Source organism: Pseudomonas sp. KB-10 (assembly GCF_018221585.1).
GTDB classification, from domain to species: domain Bacteria; phylum Pseudomonadota; class Gammaproteobacteria; order Pseudomonadales; family Pseudomonadaceae; genus Aquipseudomonas; species Aquipseudomonas yangonensis.
This window is the reverse complement of sequence record NZ_QYYB01000003.1, coordinates 376,061-395,366: the sequence shown is the minus strand read 5'-3', so window position 1 is coordinate 395,366 and position 19,306 is coordinate 376,061. Positions and strand designations below refer to the sequence as shown.

At 64.1% G+C, this 19,306-nt stretch carries 16 protein-coding genes and 1 pseudogene; 4 read left to right on the top strand and 13 right to left on the bottom strand.

Features of this window, described 5'->3' with window-relative positions; genetic code table 11:
- From DXK50_RS10405 to wecB, 4 genes are read right to left on the bottom strand one after another with little or no spacing between them, the layout of a single operon-like run.
- The gene (locus DXK50_RS10405) at positions 1-846 is read right to left on the bottom strand and encodes a DUF4434 family protein (protein ID WP_212630250.1); all 846 of its coding nucleotides are present in this window, start codon (positions 844-846) and stop codon (positions 1-3) included.
- Complete coding sequence (locus tag DXK50_RS10400; protein ID WP_212630249.1) at positions 846-3,977, bottom strand: NfrA family protein; 3,132 nt, start codon at positions 3,975-3,977, stop codon at positions 846-848. Before DXK50_RS10400 ends, DXK50_RS10405 begins: the two co-directional genes overlap by 1 nt.
- A complete protein-coding gene (nfrB, locus tag DXK50_RS10395; RefSeq protein ID WP_212630248.1) occupies positions 3,974-6,148 on the bottom strand; it encodes a cyclic di-3',5'-guanylate-activated glycosyltransferase NfrB in 2,175 nt (724 codons plus the stop codon). The genes DXK50_RS10400 and nfrB overlap by 4 nt, the downstream gene beginning before the upstream one ends.
- A 7-nt stretch (positions 6,149-6,155) precedes the next feature.
- Positions 6,156-7,298, bottom strand: coding sequence for a non-hydrolyzing UDP-N-acetylglucosamine 2-epimerase (gene wecB, locus DXK50_RS10390; protein WP_212630247.1), 1,143 nt, complete (start codon positions 7,296-7,298; stop codon positions 6,156-6,158).
- 181 nt (positions 7,299-7,479) lie between these two features.
- Between wecB and DXK50_RS10385 the strand changes: the two genes are divergently transcribed.
- The 4 genes from DXK50_RS10385 (at position 7,480) to DXK50_RS10370 (ending at position 10,077) form a co-directional block, all read left to right on the top strand.
- A complete protein-coding gene (locus DXK50_RS10385) occupies positions 7,480-8,190 on the top strand; it encodes an rRNA pseudouridine synthase (protein WP_212630246.1) in 711 nt (236 codons plus the stop codon).
- A 43-nt stretch (positions 8,191-8,233) separates the two neighbouring features.
- Positions 8,234-8,440, top strand: a complete 207-nt coding sequence (locus tag DXK50_RS10380; protein ID WP_212630245.1) for a hypothetical protein — start codon at positions 8,234-8,236, stop codon at positions 8,438-8,440.
- A 10-nt stretch (positions 8,441-8,450) separates the two neighbouring features.
- Positions 8,451-9,152: a tRNA (N6-threonylcarbamoyladenosine(37)-N6)-methyltransferase TrmO gene (gene tsaA, locus DXK50_RS10375; protein ID WP_212630244.1), complete on the top strand. Its 702-nt coding sequence runs from the start codon at positions 8,451-8,453 to the stop codon at positions 9,150-9,152.
- A gap of 151 nt (positions 9,153-9,303) precedes the next feature.
- Positions 9,304-10,077: an SDR family oxidoreductase gene (locus DXK50_RS10370; protein ID WP_212630243.1), complete on the top strand. Its 774-nt coding sequence runs from the start codon at positions 9,304-9,306 to the stop codon at positions 10,075-10,077.
- A 3-nt stretch (positions 10,078-10,080) separates the two neighbouring features.
- Here DXK50_RS10370 and DXK50_RS25465 read toward each other — a convergent pair whose 3' ends face one another.
- From DXK50_RS25465 to DXK50_RS10330, 9 genes and pseudogenes are all read right to left on the bottom strand, one after another.
- Complete coding sequence (locus DXK50_RS25465; protein ID WP_438810700.1) at positions 10,081-10,944, bottom strand: methyl-accepting chemotaxis protein; 864 nt, start codon at positions 10,942-10,944, stop codon at positions 10,081-10,083.
- Positions 10,939-11,124 (bottom strand): annotated as a pseudogene (locus DXK50_RS25460) (HAMP domain-containing protein); the annotation flags it as partial. The gene DXK50_RS25465 and the pseudogene DXK50_RS25460, both read right to left, overlap by 6 nt.
- 1,216 nt (positions 11,125-12,340) lie before the next feature.
- A complete protein-coding gene (locus DXK50_RS10360; RefSeq protein WP_212630242.1) occupies positions 12,341-13,801 on the bottom strand; it encodes a sodium-dependent transporter in 1,461 nt (486 codons plus the stop codon).
- A gap of 91 nt (positions 13,802-13,892) precedes the next feature.
- The gene (gene maiA / locus DXK50_RS10355) at positions 13,893-14,543 is read right to left on the bottom strand and encodes a maleylacetoacetate isomerase (RefSeq protein ID WP_161866366.1); all 651 of its coding nucleotides are present in this window, start codon (positions 14,541-14,543) and stop codon (positions 13,893-13,895) included.
- A 95-nt stretch (positions 14,544-14,638) separates the two neighbouring features.
- Positions 14,639-15,625: a fumarylacetoacetate hydrolase family protein gene (locus DXK50_RS10350; protein WP_212630241.1), complete on the bottom strand. Its 987-nt coding sequence runs from the start codon at positions 15,623-15,625 to the stop codon at positions 14,639-14,641.
- A gap of 103 nt (positions 15,626-15,728) precedes the next feature.
- On the bottom strand, positions 15,729-16,862 hold the full coding sequence (locus DXK50_RS10345) for a homogentisate 1,2-dioxygenase (protein WP_212630240.1): 1,134 nt from the start codon (positions 16,860-16,862) through the stop codon (positions 15,729-15,731).
- 4 nt (positions 16,863-16,866) lie between these two features.
- Positions 16,867-17,952 (bottom strand): 4-hydroxyphenylpyruvate dioxygenase, encoded by a 1,086-nt coding sequence (hppD, locus tag DXK50_RS10340; RefSeq protein ID WP_212630239.1) that lies wholly within the window; start codon positions 17,950-17,952, stop codon positions 16,867-16,869.
- A gap of 224 nt (positions 17,953-18,176) precedes the next feature.
- Positions 18,177-18,503, bottom strand: coding sequence for an antibiotic biosynthesis monooxygenase family protein (locus tag DXK50_RS10335; protein WP_212630238.1), 327 nt, complete (start codon positions 18,501-18,503; stop codon positions 18,177-18,179).
- Complete coding sequence (locus DXK50_RS10330) at positions 18,500-19,237, bottom strand: CTP synthase C-terminal region-related (seleno)protein (protein ID WP_212630237.1); 738 nt, start codon at positions 19,235-19,237, stop codon at positions 18,500-18,502. The genes DXK50_RS10335 and DXK50_RS10330 overlap by 4 nt, the downstream gene beginning before the upstream one ends.
- Positions 19,238-19,306: the final 69 nt, after the last annotated feature.

Sequence of the window (19,306 nt, the reverse complement as noted above, 5' to 3'; positions counted from 1 at the left end):
TTATCTGTTGGCGCGCAGCGGCGCGCCCCAGGGACGATAGCTCAGAGAAAATACAGCCTCGTCATGGCAGTCGGGGTAAATGCGCTTCGGTTCGGCCGGCTCGGCGCGAAACGGTTCGCCATCGGCACTGACCTGACGGAATGCCTCCCTGACGATCCCGACTTCACAGGGCAACGCCTGACCGTAGGCCCGGCGCACTGCCTTGGACAGGTTGCCGGTGCCTTCGCCATCCTGCCACCACACCGTCAATCCCAGCGATTGCAGTTCGTATAGCCAGGCGGCATAGATATCCGGAGCCAACTGCGCACCGGTATAGGCGCTCACGTGCAGAGGCGCGTCCAGCTTGGCGGCGAAATCCTGCAACTGGCGGTACAACACCCGGCGCCGTTCAACCGCCTGGAACTGCAGATCATCGAGCTCCATCGGCAGATACCAGCCAGCCACCGGCAGCTGCCACTGATCCCGCAGCAGACGCTGCTGCGCCAGGGAAAGGCCCAGCTGGTGCTGCCAGTATGTCTCCAGCCCCGGACCATCCAACTCTGCATGACGTTGGTAGTAGGCCGGGTCCATGTACAGGCCCAGCACCAGTTGCAGGCCCTGTTCCTGAGCGGCGCGCAAGCTGTTGGCCAGCCAGCCGTCGCGTCCGCCGAAGTTCGACTCGCCGTGGGCCGTCCATTGCACCACCACCACCTTCACCCCGGCCTTGGCGGTGTCACGCCAGATGCTCCTCCAGGTCTTTTGATCGAGACTGCTGTCCACGTTCAGCGGCTGAAAGAACAGGCGCTCCTCAGCCTGGGCCTGGAGCATGGCCAGGCTCATCAGGATGCCTATCAGTAGACGGCGCATCAGAAGTTGACCTCCATGCCCAGCAGCCAGCCATTGGCCCGCTCGTAAAGATTGCCTCCCAGGCCGAACTGGTACTCGGTGCGTACCGTGACATGGGCAGGGAAAGCGTTATAAAGGCTGTCGCCGTACCACAGTTGCCAGCGTAGACCTATTCCACTGCGCAGGTCCTGCCGCCAGTCGTTATCCGGATCCTGCGTGCTGAATTCACCGAACCCGTAAAGCATCAGCGTCTGCGCACCCTCGGTGTGCAGCTTCCATACGCGCCCTTGCTGGAAGCGCGACAGCCACTGATGATCGCCGGCCTTGGTCCACCAGGCGGCATCCAGATAGAGCGAGCGCTCGTTCCAGTCCTGCTCGTCGACGCGCCAGTCGTTGCGATATTCGCCCTGATCGAGGAACGACGCAGTGGCGCGTAGCAGGTAGTCGGTGGAGGTCTGCGCATAGCGATCACGGTCACGTATGTGCCGCTCGAATTTCTCCGGCGTCCAGAGCTTGTTCCAGCGCTCGCCGTCGAAGCCGCCGTCCGGATATGCGTTCTGCTTGTACAGCTCCGCGTACAGGTTGAGGTTGTAGTCACCCAGCGGTTTGTAGCGCAGCCCAACGCCCGCGGCGAGGTACTGGTTGTAGAGTTTGCGACCATTGGCTCCGGCCAGCGCACGCCCATAGACGGACAGGCTGCTACCGTTGCGCGTTGGCTCTTCGCCCAGCGCGTGATCCCAGACGGCCATTTGCACGTTCTGCGAAGAGGCCCGCCGGGAACCACCGCTGGGCGTTGCGACGGTCGCCACGCCCGCCGGTGACCAGGTGCTGGCCAGGGTGAAACTGTCACGTCGCGCCAGCGTTTCATGGGCGCGACGCTGGCGATAACGGCGCGCCTCCATGCTGCCGAAGTCGTCGTCCGCAGCGACCGGATTCTGCTCCAGATCGATCACCCGGCGCAGTTCGCCGCGCGCCGCTGCGCTGTCTTCGGCTTCGTCGTAGCGCCAGGCCAGCGTCTCGCCCAGGCGATAATCCTCGGGATAGTCACGCGTCGCCCGCTCCAGCCTCGCAATCGAGCTACGTCGCTGCTCCGGCGTGTCGGCAGCGGCCAGGCGCATGGCGTAATCGGCGTTATAACGCGGGTTATCCGGGTCCAGGCGTACGGCCTCCGCCAGCCAGTCGCGGCTCTGCCGTGTATCGCCTGCAGCCTGTGCCGTCGCCGCAGCGCCGTAGTAGTGGCCGGCATTCGGCTGCGAGGTCAGCGCCGTACGCTGGCGCTCCAAGGCCAGAGACAGGTCGCCACGATCCTGAGCGATGGCGGCTCCGAGCGCCCAGTCGTCAGCCGAGCCGGGCGCGGTGCTGCGCCAGTATCGTTCAGCAGCCGCCGAATCTCCCACAGCCAGTGCACTGCGGGCCGCCGTCAGACGGGCGATATGGTCGAGCTGCTGCAGGGGCAACTGGCGCCAGATGCGCCAGGCACCAGGCGCATCACCGGCTGCCTCCAGCGCATAGGCCAATGGCAGACGACTGGCTTCATCGCCCTGCGCCAGCGCAGCACGATAGTGCACCACCGCCTCACCAGGCCGCTGAGGCATGGCGCAACGTCCGAGCACACGCAGCTCGCCGGGCGTTTGCGGTGAATCGCCAATACTTTCGCGTACCCAGGCACAGTCGCCGGTTTCCGCCAGTCGCCCAAGCAACGCCACTCGGCCCTGCGCGTCCAGTTGGGGCAGCAGCGCGCGTGCGCGACTCGCATCGAAGGTCGACCCCGTATCGGTATAGAGCCCGGCCAGGCGTTGCAGCAGGGAAGCCGGCAGTTTGCCCTGGCGGCTATCGAGCGCCTGCTCGAGCCACTGCAGAGCCTCGTCCCGGCGCCCATGCTGCAGCGCGAGAAAACTGGCCTGATCCAGCCCCTGCAGATCGCCGGTGCGCCGGTAATAATCCAGCCACTGGTGTTCGGCCTGTTGCAATTGCCCGGTGGCCTGCAGCAGCTCTGCTCGGCGGCGAGATAACACCGGTGTTTGCGGCTGGCGCGCCAGCCAGGCCAGGGCCAGATCGTCGCGCCCCTGTGCGTGCCAGGCTTCCAGCAGTCGTTCCTGACGCGAAGCCTCCCACGGGCCGGGGAGCGTCTGACCGGCCAACAGATCGGTGGCCCCCAGACGCTGGGCGAGCACCAGCCAGGTCTGCGGATCCTCTTCCGCGCGACAGCCACGCAACTCCTGCAGGGCCGAGTCGCGATCATGGCGGGAAAGCCATTCGGCCGTTTCCAGGCACGGGCGACCAAGTTGCTCACTCAGTTCACGCACCTGCTGGCTGTTGCCTCCCTGACGCGCCAGTTCCCAGACACGGGTGCGCTCCTGCAGCGTATCGCGATCCTCCTCGGGCAGGCTGTTCAACCAGCGTTGCGCCATATCCGGGCGTCCCAATGCAACGGCGCGGTCGAGCATCGCCAAACGCACGCGTTTTTCTGCTTCGGCTGACGGCGGCTGCTTCAGAAGGCGCTGCAGCCCCGCCTCATCGAGCAACTGCACACGGGCATTGGCCAGGCGCTGCCACTCTTCGGGAGCGAGGTTACCCTGCGCCTCCAGTGGCGCCAGCTGCGCCTCGCTGGCCTGCCAATCGCGCAATTGCTCAGCCCAGTTGGCGCGCGCCATACGCATGGCGATACCGTCACCACGTACCGGCACCTGATTGAGCCAGTCCAGTGCGCGCTTGGCCCCGCCGAACTTGGCCAGGGTCAGGCTGTAGGCCTGCCACAAACGCACGCGCTGGTCACCTTCACTCTCTTCCAGCCAACGCTCGACCACTTCGCTGCTGGGCGGGTCCTGTTCGATCCAGGCCATACGCAGCTCGAACAGTGCCCGGTGACTGTCGCTCAGTTGCGCCGCCAGCTCTTCGGAATCCCGGTAACGCCGCTGCTTGGCCAGCGCCTCGACCAACAGGCTGCGCCCTTCGTCGTTGTTTGGCACGCGCTCGAGCAGCTGGCGCATGAGCCGCTCCACCTCCGCCCAGTTCTGCCGTTCAGCTTCACGGTAGGCGCGATCGAGAAAAGGATAACTGCGAAACTGCTGAAACCCCGTCAACGCTTCGGCAGCGAATGTCGTAGGTGCAATCAGGCAGGCCGCCAGGGAAAAACCAAGCAAATGCCTCATGCCAGGGCCTCCACGATGCGATAAGACTCGTGCTGCTCTTCGGCCTGCTCGCGCAATGCCTGCTGCAGTACGTCTTCAGTGATCACCCCGCGCTGCAGCAGATGCTGACCGAGTGAATGCGCCTCGGGGTCGAAGTCGATCAGTGCCTGATTGAACAACGAGGGCGGAAGCAAGCCACGCACCTGCAACAGATCGCCAAACAGCACCTGATGTTTGCAAACCTCTTCCAGCAGGGCCTCGTCCCCGGCATGACGCTCAAGCATGTTCAGCATTCTGCTCACCTCTTCGCCGGCGTGGCGGCCGCCATACCAGTAACGCAAACCAAGCGTTACCCGGCCCTGTGGCGCCAACTGCCAACGCACGGGCCGGCCGAGCTGACGACTGATCGCCCCGACAGAAACCTGACTGAGCAGGCGTTCACTGGCCAACACCAGCGTCTGCCCCTCCTCGGCCACCGGTAACACCGCATAGCGCAGCGCCAGACGCCGGGGAAAGGCTTCGATCAGGCGACGCTCAAGGCGAAACGGGTCCAGAGGTGCCCAGGGCTCGTCCAACTGTTCGGCCAATGCCTGCACCAGTTGCCGACTGTCGAGCAGCCCGTCGAGCAGCAATTGCCGCCCCAGGCGCCGCCGCACCGGGTTGGTCAGCGCGGCGGCCAGTTGCTCTTCGCTGAGCACCCCCTGTTCGACCAGGCGCTGACCCAGTGGCGTTTGCTGGTTCTGGCCCAGCGAAGGAAATTCGTGAGTGGTCTTGTCCCAGGCCACCCGTCGCGAATCGCCCATCGCCAGCACCTGCTTGAGCGCCCGCACATTGGCGAAGAAATTGACGAAGTTGCTCCACATCATCCTCGGTGCGGACAACAGCCCCTGGCCGATGCCATAGAAACGGGTGACGAAGTAAGCGCGCTGAAACAGGCGATTGAGCAGCAGCACGCCATTGAGCCAAAGCAGCGTGCTGAGCAGCGGGCTGCCGGACAGAATCGAGGGGAAGTGCCAGGCGTCGGGATTGAACAGGCCAAACAGCCACATGCAGAGCAATACCACCAGCAGCATGTTGACCAGAAAGCTCAGCAGGTAGGCGAGCAAGCCGCGGCGGTCGCGCCAGAGGAAGTAGTTGAGCGTCTTGCGTGTGCTCCAGCCGAGATTGGTCGTGCCCTGAAAAACGATGCCGGTGATCCAGCGCGACTTCTGCCGCACGGCATGCGACCAGGTGCGCGGAAAGTGTTCGCGCACGCAAATCACCTGAGAGAAGCGCTTGCTCATGCCCCACCCCGATTCCTGAGCCAGGGCCAGCTTCGGATCGCTGACCGGGAAGCGGGCGAAGATGCATTTCATGCCCTTAGCCTTCAGGCGAAAACCGATGTCGTAATCTTCGGTCAGGCTCTGCACGTCGAAAGCAATGCCGTCGCCCTCCTCCAGCAACGCGGCGACAGCGCGCCGGCTGAAGCAGGTGCCGACCCCTGCGCTGGGCACCTGGCCCGTAAGTGCCTCGCGCACCACCACGTCCTTGCCATGGTTCTCGGCGAACTCATCGACGTAATGCCCCGCCGTGAAGCCGCTCCACTCGGGCGCGTAGGGATAGACCGGGACCTGGATCAGGTCCTTGTTCGGCAGCAGGTAGTTGAACAGACGCAGCTCCAGCGGAGAGATCACGTCCTCGGCGTCGTGCAGGATGAAGCCCGCGAATTGCACCCGCGCCTCAGCCTCGAAGCGCAAAATGGCATCGATCACGTTGTTTAGACAGTCGGCCTTGCTGGTCGGCCCCGGCCGCGCGCATACCACCTTGTGCACGTTGGGGTAATGCAGACAAACCGCGTCGACATCGCGCTGGGTGTCGGGATCGTTGGGATAGGTGCCGACGAAGATCTGGTAGTTCTCGTAGTCCAGCGTCGAGGCGGCCAGGCGCGCCATCTCGCCCACCACACCGACCTCCTGCCAGGCCGGCACCATGATCGCCAGCGGCTTTTCCGGCGTACCGTAAAGCAGCTTCTCATCGGCGCGCTTGCGCCCGGAATAGATGCGAAAGCGCCGAATGAGCGCGCGCCCCCAGTAGACCAGGTCGATGAACAGGTCATCCAGACCGAGCAGAAACATCAGCGCAGCCAATGCGATGGCGAGGAACTTCAGGCCATAGAGTACATAGGCCAGCAGATCGACCAGTTCCAGACTCATGCGCGCCTCACTTGCCCTGGCGTTCTGCGGCCCAATGTGTCAGGCGTTGAGCGATCTTCTCGCTGGCATGGCCGTCACCATAGGGGCTGAATACCCGGCTCATCGAAGTGTAAGCCTCGGCATCGTCCAGCAGGCGCGCAGTCTGTTCGACAATTCGCTGTGGGTCAGTGCCTACCAGCAACACCGTACCGCCCTCCAGTACCGAGGGCCGCTCGGTCACCTCGCGCAGTACCAGCAATGGCTTGCCGAGCGCTGGCGCTTCCTCCTGTACCCCGCCGGAGTCGGTCAGGATCAGATAGGCGCGATCCATCAGCCAGACGAAGTGCTGATAGTCCTGTGGCGCGATCAGGTGGATGTTGCCGTAGCCGCCGAGCAGCGCGTGCACCGGCCCCTGCACCTGCGGATTGAGATGAACCGGATACACGAACTGCACATCCGGGTAACGTCCGGCCAGCTCCGCCAAGGCCTGGCAGATATGCTCGAAGCCCTTGCCGAAGTTTTCCCGGCGGTGGCCGGTGATCAGCACCAGACGCTGCTGCGGATGCAATGTCGCCAGCGGCGAATCCGCTGCGGGCTGCCACTGACTTCGCTGCAGGTGATCGCGCATCCACAACAACGCATCGATCACCGTATTACCGGTCACCTCGATCTGATCGATGCTGCGCCCTTCCCGCACTAGGTCGTCGCGCGCCTTGCCGATTGGGGCGAAATGCAGATCGGCCAGCACGCCCGTCAGGGTGCGGTTGCCCTCCTCTGGCCAGGGCGAGCGCAGATTCCCGGTACGCAGGCCCGCCTCGACGTGCCCGATGGCGATCTGCCGGTGATAGGCGGCCAAGGCCGCAATGAAACTGGTGGTGGTATCGCCGTGTACCAGCACGATATCCGGTTTCACCCGCGCGTAGCTCTCGTCGAGCCGCTGCAGCAACTGCTGCGACAGGCCGTTCAGGGTCTGCCCCTGAGTCATGACATTGAGGTCTTCGTCCACTTTCAGTTCGAAAGCGTCGAGTACCTGCTGAAGCATTTCGCGGTGTTGCCCGGTGGAGCAGACGAACAGATCGATCCCGGGCCAGTGTTTCAGAACACGTGCCAGAGGCGCCATCTTGATCGCCTCGGGACGAGTGCCGAAGACCATCTGTACCTTGAGTGACATGCGCAGCTCCTTGACTACAAGCTTCCGTTGGCCAAGGGTATTGACGCCCGTACGGTAAAAAGAGTTCGCCACATAAGGTGGGCGCTGATCCTCAAGTCCTTCCAGCCGCGGATCGGCATCGTTTTGTGCACGCCCCGACAAACACGGCGCTACAATGACAGCCTTTTTGCAGAGCCATCCCATGAGCGAACCCACCCGCCTGTCCAAACGCGTCATCGAACTGTTCGGCTGTTCCCGACGCGAGGCTGACCTGTACATCACTGGCGGCTGGGTCACGGTGGATGGCCAGGTGGTCGAAACGCCGCAGTTCAAGGTCCAGGCGCAGCGTGTCGAGCTGCTGCCCGGCGCCAGCCTCGACCCGGTAGCACCGGTCACGCTGCTGGTGCATTGCCCGGCCGGCGCCAGCGCCGCGCAACTGCAGCACCTGCTCGCGCGCGAGCGGCACTGGGAGGAAGATCCGCACGCCCAGCGCATTCTGCATGGCCATTTCCTGCGTCAGGAACAGAGTCTGCCGCTGCAGAACGGCGCCAGCGGCCTGGTGGTGCTCAGCCAGGACTGGCGTGCACAGCGCAAGCTGCGTGAGGACGGCGCCAAGCTGGAGCAGGAATACCTGGTCGATGTCGCTGGCGAGCTGCCGGCCAGCGCCCTGGAGCGCCTGAAGAAAGGCCTGCTGCACAAGGGCACGCAGTTCCCGCCGTGCAAGGCCAGCTGGCAGAGCGAACAGCGCCTGCGCTTCGCCCTGAAGAACCCGGCACCCGACCTGCTGCGGCAGATCTGCGCGGCATTGGGCCTGAAAGTGCTGGGCATGAAGCGCATCCGTATCGGCGGCGTGCCGATGGCCAAGCTGCCGGTCGGACAATGGCGCTACCTGGGCGACAAGGAACGATTCTGAGGCCGTGTTAGGCTGTGCCCATCACGCTCTGGAGACCACCCTCATGCGCATCCTGCTTCTGACCGCCCTGCTCGCCTTGAGCCTGCCCAGCTTCGCTGCCCCAGCGCCTTTCTTTCTCTGGCAGAGCAAGGTCGATGGTCACCTGACCTGCGCCCAGACCAGCCCCGGCGAGGGCTGGATTCGCTTCACCGGCCCATTCCGCGATGCCGGCTGCCGGGTGGCGCATGACGCGCCCGTCAACCGCCGCTAAGCAGGACGCCATGCAGCATCTGGTCTCCCCGGTCGGTATCGTCCGCTCCTGCTTCAGGGAAAAGTTCGCCATTCCCCGCCAGCCGCATCTGGCCCCCGCAGCGCGCGGCGTGCTGGAACTGCTGCCGCCCTTCGATCAGGGCGAGGCCGTCCAGGGCCTGCAGCAGGTCAGCCACGTCTGGCTGCTGTTTCTCTTTCACCAGGCACTGGAAGACAAGCCGCGCCTGAAAGTGCGCCCGCCGCGCCTGGGCGGTAACCAGGCGGTAGGCGTATTCAGTACCCGCGCTACCCACCGTCCCAACGGCATAGGCCAGTCGGTGGTGCGCCTGGAGCGAGTCGAGCCGGGGCGCCTGCACCTGTCGGGCATCGACCTGCTCGACGGCACGCCGGTACTGGATATCAAGCCTTACGTACCTTACGCCGATGCTGTGGCCGACGCGCGCAACGAGATGGCCGATGCCCCGCCGCCGCTGATTCCGGTGGACTGGCAGGACGACGCCCTGGCAGCTGCGCGCAGTCACGGGCTGCGTTTGGACGAACCTCTGGTGGCGCTGATCGAGCAATGTCTGGCGCAGGATCCGCGCCCGGCCTACCAGCAACCACAGCCGGAGCGGCGCTACGGCGCGCGCTTCTGGGATCTGGACGTGCACTGGCATTACCCGCAACCAGGGCGTATTCGTGTGCTGGATGTGCAGATGGCGAGTCGCGGCTAAAGCCCCCTCCCACAGAGTATCGATTGCGTGGGAGGGGCTTTAGCCGCGACAAGACAAAACGCATGAATCGTCATTTCGGCCGGCAATGATGCCTGCTTTCCTCGGAGCCAGGCCCTAGGGTGAAGACCTCATCATTCATCGAGGCCTTCTCATGCATCCGTATTTCTCCCTTGTCGGCCGCATCGCCCTGGTCACTGGCGGCACCCGCGGTATCGGCCTGATGATCGCCAGGGCCTTCGTCGAGGCCGGCGCCCATGTCTACGTCTGCGCCCGTGACAGCGAAGCCTGTGCGCAGACCGCGGCAGAGCTCTCTGCGCTGGGCCGGTGCACGGGAATAGCCGCCAACCTGGCCAGTGAGGAAGGTGTGCAGGCGCTGGCTGGCGAACTAACCGGGCGCATCGATCAGCTGGATATTCTGGTCAACAACGCCGGCACCACCTGGGGCGCGCCGCTGGAAAGCTATCCAGCCAAGGGCTGGGAGAAGGTCATGCAGCTCAACGTCACCTCGGTGTTCGGCTGCATCCAGCAGCTACTGCCACTGCTGCGCAAGGCAGGTTCGGCGCAATGCCCGGCGCGGGTGATCAATATCGGCTCGGTAGCCGGCATCAGCGCGATGGGCGAGCAAGCCTACGCCTACGGCCCCAGCAAGGCCGCGTTGCATCAGCTGTCGCGCATGCTGGCCAGGGAGCTGGTGGGCGAGCACATCAACGTCAACGTGATCGCGCCGGGGCGCTTCCCGAGCAAGATGACCCGTTTCATCGCCGAGGACGAAGCGGCGCTGGCTGCCGATACCGCGGTGATCCCGATGAAGCGCTGGGGTCGCGAGGACGAGATGGCCGCGCTGGCGCTGAGCCTGGCCGGCAGCGCCGGTGCCTACATGACCGGCGCCATCATCCCCATCGACGGCGGTTTTCACCTGGGCTGAGGGTCAGGTGCGGAACTGTCGCACCAATCCCTGCAGCTCCACGCCCAGGCGCGCCAGCTCGGCGCTGGAGGCGGCGGTCTGCTCGCTGGCCGCGGCACTCTGCTCGCCGATGTCGCGCACGCGGGTCACGCTCTCGTTGATCGCCTCGGCTACCGCACTCTGCTCCTCGGCGGCGGCGGCGATCTGCTGGTTCATCTGTTCGATGGTGCTGACAGCCTGGGTGATGCGACCCAGGGCATCACCGGCTTCACCGGCCAGTTCGACGGTGCGGCGGGTCAGATCACGACTGCTGTCCATCTGCTGCACAGCGCCTTTGGCCATGCGCTGCAGGCCGGCGATCAGCCCTTCGATCTCCTCGGTGCTGTCCTGAGCGCGCTTGGCCAGCGCCCGCACCTCATCGGCGACCACGGCGAAACCGCGGCCCTGCTCACCCGCTCGCGCCGCTTCGATGGCAGCGTTGAGCGCCAGCAGATTGGTCTGCTCGGCGACGTTGCGAATCACCTCCAGCACAGTGCCGATACGCGCGCTCTCCTGATTCAGGTCGGCGATGGCTTTGGCCGACTGCTCCACTTCGCTGGCCAGGCTGTCGATCTGATCCACGGCCTGCTGTACCACACGGTTGCCCTGCTGCGCCTCCAGATCGGCATCACGCGCCGCCAGCGAGGCCTGTTCGGCATTCTGCGCGACCTCCTGCACGGTCGCCGCCATCTGGTGCATGGCGGTGGCGGTCTGCTCGGTCTCCACCTTTTGCGTCTGCACACCGGCACTGGTCTGCGCGGTGATCGCCGACAACTGCTCGGCAGCCGCGGCGATCTGCCCGACACCGCCACCGATGCGACCGACCAGGTTGCGCAGGCTGAGAGTCATATCCTGCATGGCTGCAAGCAGCTGACCGACTTCGTCACGTCGGTCCTGCGGAATATCCTGGCTGAGATCGCCCGCTGCGATACGCTGGGCGTAACTGACGGTCTGGCGCAGCGGCGTGACGATCAGGCGGGTGATCAGCAGCGAGGCGAACAGCCCCAGCACCACCGCAGCGACGCCCATGATGCCGAGCATCACCAGTGCCCGCTGGGTATCGGCGAGCATATGAGTTTCGGCGCTGGCCTGAGCCGACTCGGCCAGATCGACGACCGAACGCGCGCGCTCGATCATGGCCTTCTCGGTCGCCTGGTTCTGCTCGCGAAGCTGCTGGTAGTAGAGGAAGGAACGCTGATAAAGGGTCAGCGCCTGCAAGGCGGTATCGATGGCCGCTTTCTGATCGTCGTCGAGCCAGACTTTCAGACTGCCGGCAACGGTCTGCAGGTCGTCGCTGACGTATTCCCACTCCTGCAGCGCCTCGGCAGAACCATCGATGATGTAGAGGCTTTCCTGGCTGCGCAGATCGAGCATGCGCTTGCTCAGACCGGATGCGGTTTCTGCCAGGGTCAGCGGATCGCTGCCACGCAGGCGATCACCCTGCAAGCGCAGCTCGCGCACCGCGTCGTACATGTCCAGTTCGATCACCTCGAACTGATCGCGAGCTTCCGCCGCTGCGGTACGCATGTCCTGGCGGGCTTCGCGCGCCTTGCCCTGCTGCTCGACATAATTGTCGAACTGCTTCAAGTACTCGGCAGTGGCTTGCTGCATGGTCTGAATGCGCGCGTTTTCGGCCACATCCTGACCGAGATGCTCCAGCATGCCCTGCACCTTGAGCAGACTTTCGCGCACGCGCTCGGCGCTTTCCTGGGTCTGCTCGATGGCGAAATTGCGCTCGAGGCGACGTGCCTGGAGGATTTCCTGGTTCACCTGCGCCAGTTCCCCGACTTGCTCATGCCCTTTCAATACCGCCTGGACGGCGAGATAGCCGCTTACGGTCATGGCGGCTGTCAGCAACAGCACCAGCCCGAAACCGATGAGGAGTTTCTTGCCCACGGCAAGATTGGCGAAAAGACGTGTGGCAGGCTTGAACATAAAGGGGGTAGCTCCGAGTTCTTCTTATTGCAGCCGCACCTTGTGGGCACGACCTTTCCACTGAATACGCAACAGCTGTGCCATTGAGCGTACAGCCTATCGGCAGGAAGTCGGAGCCGCTTGAGTGCTGGCAATTCGCCAATCCACTACTCGCGGCGTAGGCAATGTCTTACGCAAAGACGGGAGTACTCGGCAATTATCCGCTTATTGGCCACCCATTAACGGCGATTAACCGCCGATACCATGGGTTAGCTGCCATAAAAAAGGCGCAGTCTCTGACGAAACTGCGCCCTTTCGACTCAACTGCGCATCAGCGCCCAATCAGCACCGGCATCACCCGAGGCCGCAGGCCTTCGCCAGCCACAGCCAGCAGACCGATGGCACCCGCGATCCAGTACCACTGCGCGACCGGATCGAACAGCAGCCAGCCCAACGCATGCAGGAACACCACCATGATCAGCACCGGGCTGACGTAGCGCACCATGAACAGCCACAGGGCGTAACCGGCGGGCGGCAGGTCCAGCTCTTCACGCATGATCTCGCTGCGAAGCGCGTAGCCGGCCAGCAGGACGATGAGGATGCCACCGAGCGGCATCATCCAGCGCGAGGTGAGGTAGTCCAGCCAGTCGAAGAAGTTCTTGCCCAAAGGTGTCCAGCCCGACAGCAGGTTGAACGACAACATCGCCAGCAGGCTGATCACCAGCAGCACGGCGCCGGAAGCCAGCGCTGCGCGCAGACGGCTGATACCGTGCTTCTCGTTAAGGTAGGCGACTGTGGCTTCGATCATGGAGATGGCCGAGGTCAGCGCGGCGATCGACACCATGGCGAAGAACAGCACGCCGAAAGCGGTACCCAATGGCATCTGCTGGAAGGCCAGCGGCAGGCTCATGAAAATCAAACCTGGCCCAGCTCCGGGACTCATGCCGTTGGCGAAGATGATCGGGAAGATCGCAAGCCCCGCCAGCAGCGCCACGCAGGTATCGCAAATGGCGACCAGGAAAGCGGTGCGGGCGATGGACTGGCCGTCGGGAATGTACGAGCCATAGGTCAGGATGGCGCCCGAAGCCAGGCTGAGGGTGAAGAAGGCGTGTCCCAATGCAGCCAGCAGCGCCTCGCCGGTGATCTTCGAGGCATCGAAATGGAACAGGAAATCGAAACCGGCCTTGAAACTGCCGCTGGTGAAGGCGTAGCCGACCAGCACCACCAGCATCAGGGCCAGGCCCGGCATCATCCAGCGCACGGCATTCTCGATGCCCTTCTGTACACCCTTGGCCACGATCCACAGGGTCAACAGCGCCACCAGCACGCTCCAGCCACCGAGCTGCCAGGGATTGGCATTGTGCGCCTCGAACACCCCGCCGAGGGCCTCGACGCTGGTAGCAGCCAGCGAGCCATCGAGCATTTTCCATGTATAGGCGAAGGCCCAGCCGGCGACCACCACGTAGAAGCACAGGATCATGAAACCCGCAAGCATGGCCATACCGCCAACCGCTTTCCACAATGGGTTGCCGCCGTTCTCGCGAACCACACGACCGATGGCGTCAATCGGGCTGCCACGGCCACGGCGGCCGATGGCGATCTCGGTCATCATCACCGGAATACCGATGGCCAGGATGCATGCCAGGTACATCAGCACGAAGGCGCCACCGCCGTACTCGCCGGTGATATAGGGGAATTTCCAGATATTGCCCAGGCCCACGGCCGAGCCGGTTGCAGCGAGGATGAAGCCCCAGCGCGAGAGCCAGAGGTTCTTCGGTTTTTCACGGGTCATGCGTCACCTGCTTGTTTTTATCTGTGACGGAATCGGACCCGCCGCGCTCGTGGCGCAGCGGAATGCAAGGCTTGGGGTTAAGCCAGAGGGGTCACTGGGCGTCGGCTTGCACCTCCGGCGCGGCCAATTGGAAGGCCTCCAGGGGTTCACAGCGCGCCGCCATGGCGACAATGCGTGGGTACGCGGCAAGGTCACAGTTAAAACGCCGCGCATTATACAGCTGCGGAACCAGACAGGCTTCCAGATATCCAGGGCGTTCACCGAGCGACAGACGTCCGTCGAACGGCGCCAGACCCTCCTCCAGCGCCGCCAGGCCGAGTGCGACCCAGTGCCGATACCAGGCGTTCTTCGCGTCGTCGTCCACGCCCAGCTCACCGCTCAGGTACTGCAGCACGCGCAGGTTGTTCAGCGGATGCACGTCGCAGGCAAGATGCAGCGCCAAGGCCCGCACCTGCGCGCGCTCGGCCGGATCGGCCGGCAGCAGCGCCGGTACCGGGAAGATTTCCTCGAGGTATTCGAGGATCGCCAGCGACTGGGCGATGCGCACGCCGCCATTTTCCTCGTCCACCAAAAGCGGCAGCAGGCCCTGCGGGTTCAGCGCGCGATAATCGGCGCCGTGCTGCTGGCCGCCATCCTTGACCAGGTGCACTGGTACCTGTTCATAGACCAGGCCCTTGAGATTCAGGGCGATGCGCACACGATAGGCGGCGCTGGAGCGCCAATAGCCGTAGAGTTTCAGCATTACGGACTCCTTCGAAACGCGACTTGGTAGGAGCGGCTTCAGCCGCGATGCTTTAGCGTCTTCAGACGAATCGCGGCTGAAGCCGCTCCTACGAATCAGCGGACGTCGTACTTTTCCACCACCTGGTCGATGGCGCCGAAGATGCTCTGGCCGGCTGCGTCGAACATCTCGATACGCACACGGTCGCCGAACTTGAGGAACGGCGTCTTCGCTTCGCCCTGCTCGACGATTTCCAGCATGCGTTTCTCTGCCAGGCAGCTCGATCCGGCGCTGCGGTCGTAGTTGGACACGGTGCCCGAACCGATGATGGTGCCGGCGCCCAGCGGTCGGGTCTTGGCGGCGTGTGCCACGAGCGTCGGGAAGTTGAAAGTCATGTCCACGCCAGCATCCGGCTGGCCGAACAACGCGCCGTTGATATGCGAAACCAGCGGCCGGTGCACCTTGCCGTCCTTCCAGCTCTCCCCCAGCTCGTCCGGGGTCACCGCCACCGGGGAGAAGCTCGACGACGGCTTGCTCTGGTAGAAACCAAAGCCCTTGGCCAGCTCACCAGGGATCAGGTTGCGCAGCGACACGTCGTTGACCAGCATCAGCAGACGAATGTGGCCGCCCGCCTCGGCTGGCGTGGCGCCCATCGGCACGTCGTCGGTGATCACCGCCAGCTCTGCCTCAAGGTCGATGCCCCAGGCCTCGTCAGCCAGACGAATCGGGCTGTGTGGTGGAATGAAGGCATCGGCGCCGCCCTGATACATCAACGGATCGTGCCAGAAGGACTCCGGCATCTCGGCACCGCGCGCCTTGCGTACCAGCTCGACGTGATTGACGTAAGCGCTGCCGTCGGCCCAATGGTAGGCGCGCGGCAGCGGACTGTGGCAGGCCGTCTGATCGAAGGCGAAGGCGCCTTCCTCCAGGCCGTCGTTAAGACGCTGATAGACCGCTTCCAGCCTGGGTCGAGCGACGCGCCAGTCATCCAGCGCGGCCTGCAGGGTAATGGCGATCTGTGGCACGAGTACCGCGCGGGTGAGATCGCGGGAAACGACGATCAGCACGCCATCGCGGCCCTGGTTCAGTGATGCGAGTTTCATCGGTAATCCTTCGAATTCTGAGGTAGGAGCGAGCTCTGCTCGCGAACCCTGACCGAACAAAAAGCTTCGCGAGCGGAGCTCGCTCCTACAGGTTTGTTTGACCCTACAACCCCGGCGCACGCCAGGAGTTGACGTACTCGGCCACGTCCACCGCGCCAGCGGCATCGCTCACCTCCAGGGCGCGACGGGTGTCGATCATCACCGCCACCTCGTCGATGAAGGTGGCCGGGTCCTCCTGGCTCTTCTTCAATGCCTTGGGATGCGGCCCGTGGGGGAAGCCACAGGGATGCAGGGTGACCATGCCGGCCTCAATGTTGTCGCGACTGAAGAAGTTGCCGCGGTGGTAGAACAGCACCTCGTCGTAGTCGTCGTTGTTGTGGAAGAAAGGAACTTTGAGCGCACCGGGGTCGGACTCCACCGGCCGCGGGGTGAAGGTGCAGACCACGAAGCCATTGGCGACGAAGGTGGTGTGCGCCGAAGGAGGCAGGTGGTAGCGATGGCTGATGAGCGGGCGAATATCGCGCCAGTTCAGGCGCACCACGGTGTTGTCGCCGTGCCAGCCGACCACGTCCAGCGGGTTGTACGGGTAGGTCACGGTGCTGATCTGATTGCGCCGCTTGATGCGGATCTGCCAGGTGTTCTCGTCCTGCTGCGCCTTGAAGGCCTCGTCGAGCCGCGGATGATCGAGCACGGCGGGGTCGAAGATCGCCTGCGGACCCAGCAGGCCCTTGTCCGGCAGCTGGTAGGCGCCGTCGCTGTTCTCGATCAGCAGGAAGTAGCTCGGCGTGCCGGCCTCGATGCGCCAGGCGGTGCCGCGCGGGATCAGCAGGTAATCACCGTCGCGGTACTCCAGGTGGCCGAAGTCGCAATAGAAATGCCCGCTGCCCTCGTGGACGAACAGCAGCTCGTCACCGTCGGCATTACGCACCAGGTGGCGCATGGCGCCGTGGGTGCGCCAGACGCGCAGCTTGACGTCAGCGTTGTGCAGGGTCAGCGGCGCCGCCAGCGGGCAGTCGCGCTCGCTGGGGATGTCGTTGAAGTTGAACGCATGCGGGCGCAGCGGGCCTTCCCAGTCGATCCAGCCGGTCGGCGGATGCTTGTGATGCAAGTGCGCGGTGGGGCCGAAGAAGCCCTCGCGGCCCATCTCGCGCTCGTAGGTGCCCTGCGGCAGGTCGCAGTGAGCCTGGCGCGAGCACTCGCCTTCACGCAGCGGAAAGCGGATCCATTGGCGGCTCATGGCGTCACTCCTCGGCCTTGATCACACCGCGACGCAGCTGGTCTTCCTCGATCGACTCGAACAGCGCCTTGAAGTTGCCCTCGCCGAAACCCTGATTGCCCTTGCGCTGGATGATCTCGAAGAAGATCGGGCCGATCACCGTGTTGGTGAATATCTGCAGCAGGATGCCGTCGTCGCCCGGCGCTCCGTCGATCAGCAGGTTCAGTTCGCGCAGTTGCTCGAGCGGCTCGCCATGGCCGGCGACGCGGCTGTCGACCTTTTCATAATAGGTGTCCGGGGTGGTCATGAAGTCCACGCCGTTGCCGCGCAGCTGGCGCACGGTGGCGTAGATGTCGTCGGTGGACAGGGCAATGTGCTGGATGCCCTCGCCGTGGTACTCGCGGATGAATTCCTCGATCTGCGACTTGTCGTCGGCCGACTCGTTGATCGGGATGCGGATCTTGCCGCACGGCGCGGTCATGGCGCGGGAGAACAGGCCGGTGAGCTTGCCTTCGATGTCGAAGTAGCGGATCTCGCGGAAGTTGGCGATACGCTCGTAGAAGCCGGACCAGACATCCATCTGCCCGCGGCGCACGTTATGGGTCAGGTGGTCGATGCACTGCAGGCCGACGGCGTTGTCGTTGGGGCTGCGGCCTTCGATGTACTCGAAGTCGACGTCGTAGATGGTCTTGTCGCCATAGCGGTCGACCAGATACAGCAGCGAGCCGCCGATGCCTTCGACGCAGGGAATGTTCAGCTCGCCGAAGTTCGCGTGGCTGCCCACCAGCTTGGCGCCCTGCTGCTCGACGTAGGCCGCGGCCTGGGCGGCGTTCCTGACCCGGAAGGCCATGGCGCAGGCGCTGGGGCCATGCTTCTCGCCGAAGGCACGCACGTGCCCGGTGGGGCTGCCGTTGAGCACGATGTTGATGTCGTTCTGCTGGAACAGCCACACCTCTTTCGAGCGGTGCTTGGCGGTCTCGGTGAAACCCATGGCGGTGAACAACTGGCGCAGTTGCTCAATGCCTTCGGCAGTCGGTGCGGTGAATTCGACGAACTCGAAACCGTCGGTTCCGATGGGGTTGTGCTGCTCGATCTTGGCCACGGCGGTCATTTCGCCTCCTGATTGTCATTGTTATGGCAGTCGCACGAATGCGTTGCGGACAACCTCATGACAACCGAGCGCAGACCCGCTCTCAAGATGGCTTGCGACACTTCGACACAGCAGCCAAGCACAGCACCGGCAAATTTTCGTTACGCCAAGCCACTCATGCAGACAACGCCCCGCTTGGCGTAAAGAAAACCTTACAGTCCGGTCTACCGGCTTGCCGCTGGCACTCAGTCAGAGCGTGAGAAACTGTAGGCGCGCTCGACCTTGGCCACCCGTGTGGCGAATGCGGCGTACCAATCGGCTCGCCCCTGCTCACGCACGGCGCTGTGCTCGGCGTGCTCACGCCAGGCGCGGATAGCCTCCTCGCTCTGCCAGTACGACAGCGTGATGCCCAGGCCATCGCTGCGCGCCGACTCCACGCCGAGAAAGCCGGGCTGCTCAGCGGCCAGTTCCAGCATGCGTTGTGCGGCTTCGGCGTAGCCGCCGTCCACCTCGGTGCGCAGCGAGGTGAAGATCACCACGTAGTAAGGTGGCTGCGGTGTGGCGGCAATCACGAAGCTACCGCCAGATGAGCCTCATGCACCGACTGCACCGCACAGGCGCCGACCAGACCGGCCACAACCGGCGGCAGACGACCTTCCAATGCCGCGCGCTCGGGCTGGAACAGGGTGGCGATGAAGAACGGATGGTCCTCCAGTTCGATCGCCCGCACAGCGCCCGCCTGGTCATGCCCGGAGGCCTTCAGCGCCTGGGCCATCAGCGGCTCGACGAAGGCATCGACGAGACCGTAGCGGCACAGGTACTGCTCGCTGATCTCACGTACGCCGTAGAGTTCGGCAATGCGCGAGCCGGAGACCAGATGCACATGCTCGCTGACATCCAGCAACGCACAGGCCAGGGGCGCGATCAGCGGCTTTTGCGCTTGCGGCGACAATTCGGCGTGCTCGGCATCGGTCCAGCCCAGGCGGTTGCGTGCGTATTCGAGCAGCGCGTGCTGAAAGCCGCCACAGGTGCCGAGAAATGGCACACCCTGCTCGCGGGCAAAGCGAATGGCGCGCAGCGCCCCCTCGGTAGCGACATAGGGGCTGCCAGGCACGCACCAGATGCCGTCATAGGCCATCAGGGCTGCATCCTCGAGAATGCCGGCGGTGGCCAGCCAGTCATGCTCGACCTCCACTCCCAGGGCTTCACTGGCCAGGCGCAACGCCTCGGGGATGGCCCGGTGCGCGGCGATCGCCGGATCGTATTCACCGACCAGCGCAACCTTGACTCGACACTTGCTGTACATACGCTCTCCTCCACCTTGCATGGCAGCCTCCTTGCCACTATAAGATGGCGCTTACGCAATAATAATTGG

Excerpts from the sequence above, each read along its gene's own strand:
- DXK50_RS10405 (WP_212630250.1), bottom strand. The coding sequence starts at position 846 with ATGCGCCGTCTACTGATAGGCATCCTGATGAGCCTGGCCATGCTCCAG.
- DXK50_RS10400 (WP_212630249.1), bottom strand. The coding sequence starts at position 3,977 with ATGAGGCATTTGCTTGGTTTTTCCCTGGCGGCCTGCCTGATTGCACCT.
- nfrB (WP_212630248.1), bottom strand. The coding sequence starts at position 6,148 with ATGAGTCTGGAACTGGTCGATCTGCTGGCCTATGTACTCTATGGCCTG.
- wecB (WP_212630247.1), bottom strand. The coding sequence starts at position 7,298 with ATGTCACTCAAGGTACAGATGGTCTTCGGCACTCGTCCCGAGGCGATC.
- DXK50_RS10385 (WP_212630246.1), top strand. The coding sequence starts at position 7,480 with ATGAGCGAACCCACCCGCCTGTCCAAACGCGTCATCGAACTGTTCGGC.
- DXK50_RS10380 (WP_212630245.1), top strand. The coding sequence starts at position 8,234 with ATGCGCATCCTGCTTCTGACCGCCCTGCTCGCCTTGAGCCTGCCCAGC.
- tsaA (WP_212630244.1), top strand. The coding sequence starts at position 8,451 with ATGCAGCATCTGGTCTCCCCGGTCGGTATCGTCCGCTCCTGCTTCAGG.
- DXK50_RS10370 (WP_212630243.1), top strand. The coding sequence starts at position 9,304 with ATGCATCCGTATTTCTCCCTTGTCGGCCGCATCGCCCTGGTCACTGGC.
- DXK50_RS25465 (WP_438810700.1), bottom strand. The coding sequence starts at position 10,944 with ATGACTCTCAGCCTGCGCAACCTGGTCGGTCGCATCGGTGGCGGTGTC.
- DXK50_RS10360 (WP_212630242.1), bottom strand. The coding sequence starts at position 13,801 with ATGACCCGTGAAAAACCGAAGAACCTCTGGCTCTCGCGCTGGGGCTTC.
- maiA (WP_161866366.1), bottom strand. The coding sequence starts at position 14,543 with ATGCTGAAACTCTACGGCTATTGGCGCTCCAGCGCCGCCTATCGTGTG.
- DXK50_RS10350 (WP_212630241.1), bottom strand. The coding sequence starts at position 15,625 with ATGAAACTCGCATCACTGAACCAGGGCCGCGATGGCGTGCTGATCGTC.
- DXK50_RS10345 (WP_212630240.1), bottom strand. The coding sequence starts at position 16,862 with ATGAGCCGCCAATGGATCCGCTTTCCGCTGCGTGAAGGCGAGTGCTCG.
- hppD (WP_212630239.1), bottom strand. The coding sequence starts at position 17,952 with ATGACCGCCGTGGCCAAGATCGAGCAGCACAACCCCATCGGAACCGAC.
- DXK50_RS10330 (WP_212630237.1), bottom strand. The coding sequence starts at position 19,237 with ATGTACAGCAAGTGTCGAGTCAAGGTTGCGCTGGTCGGTGAATACGAT.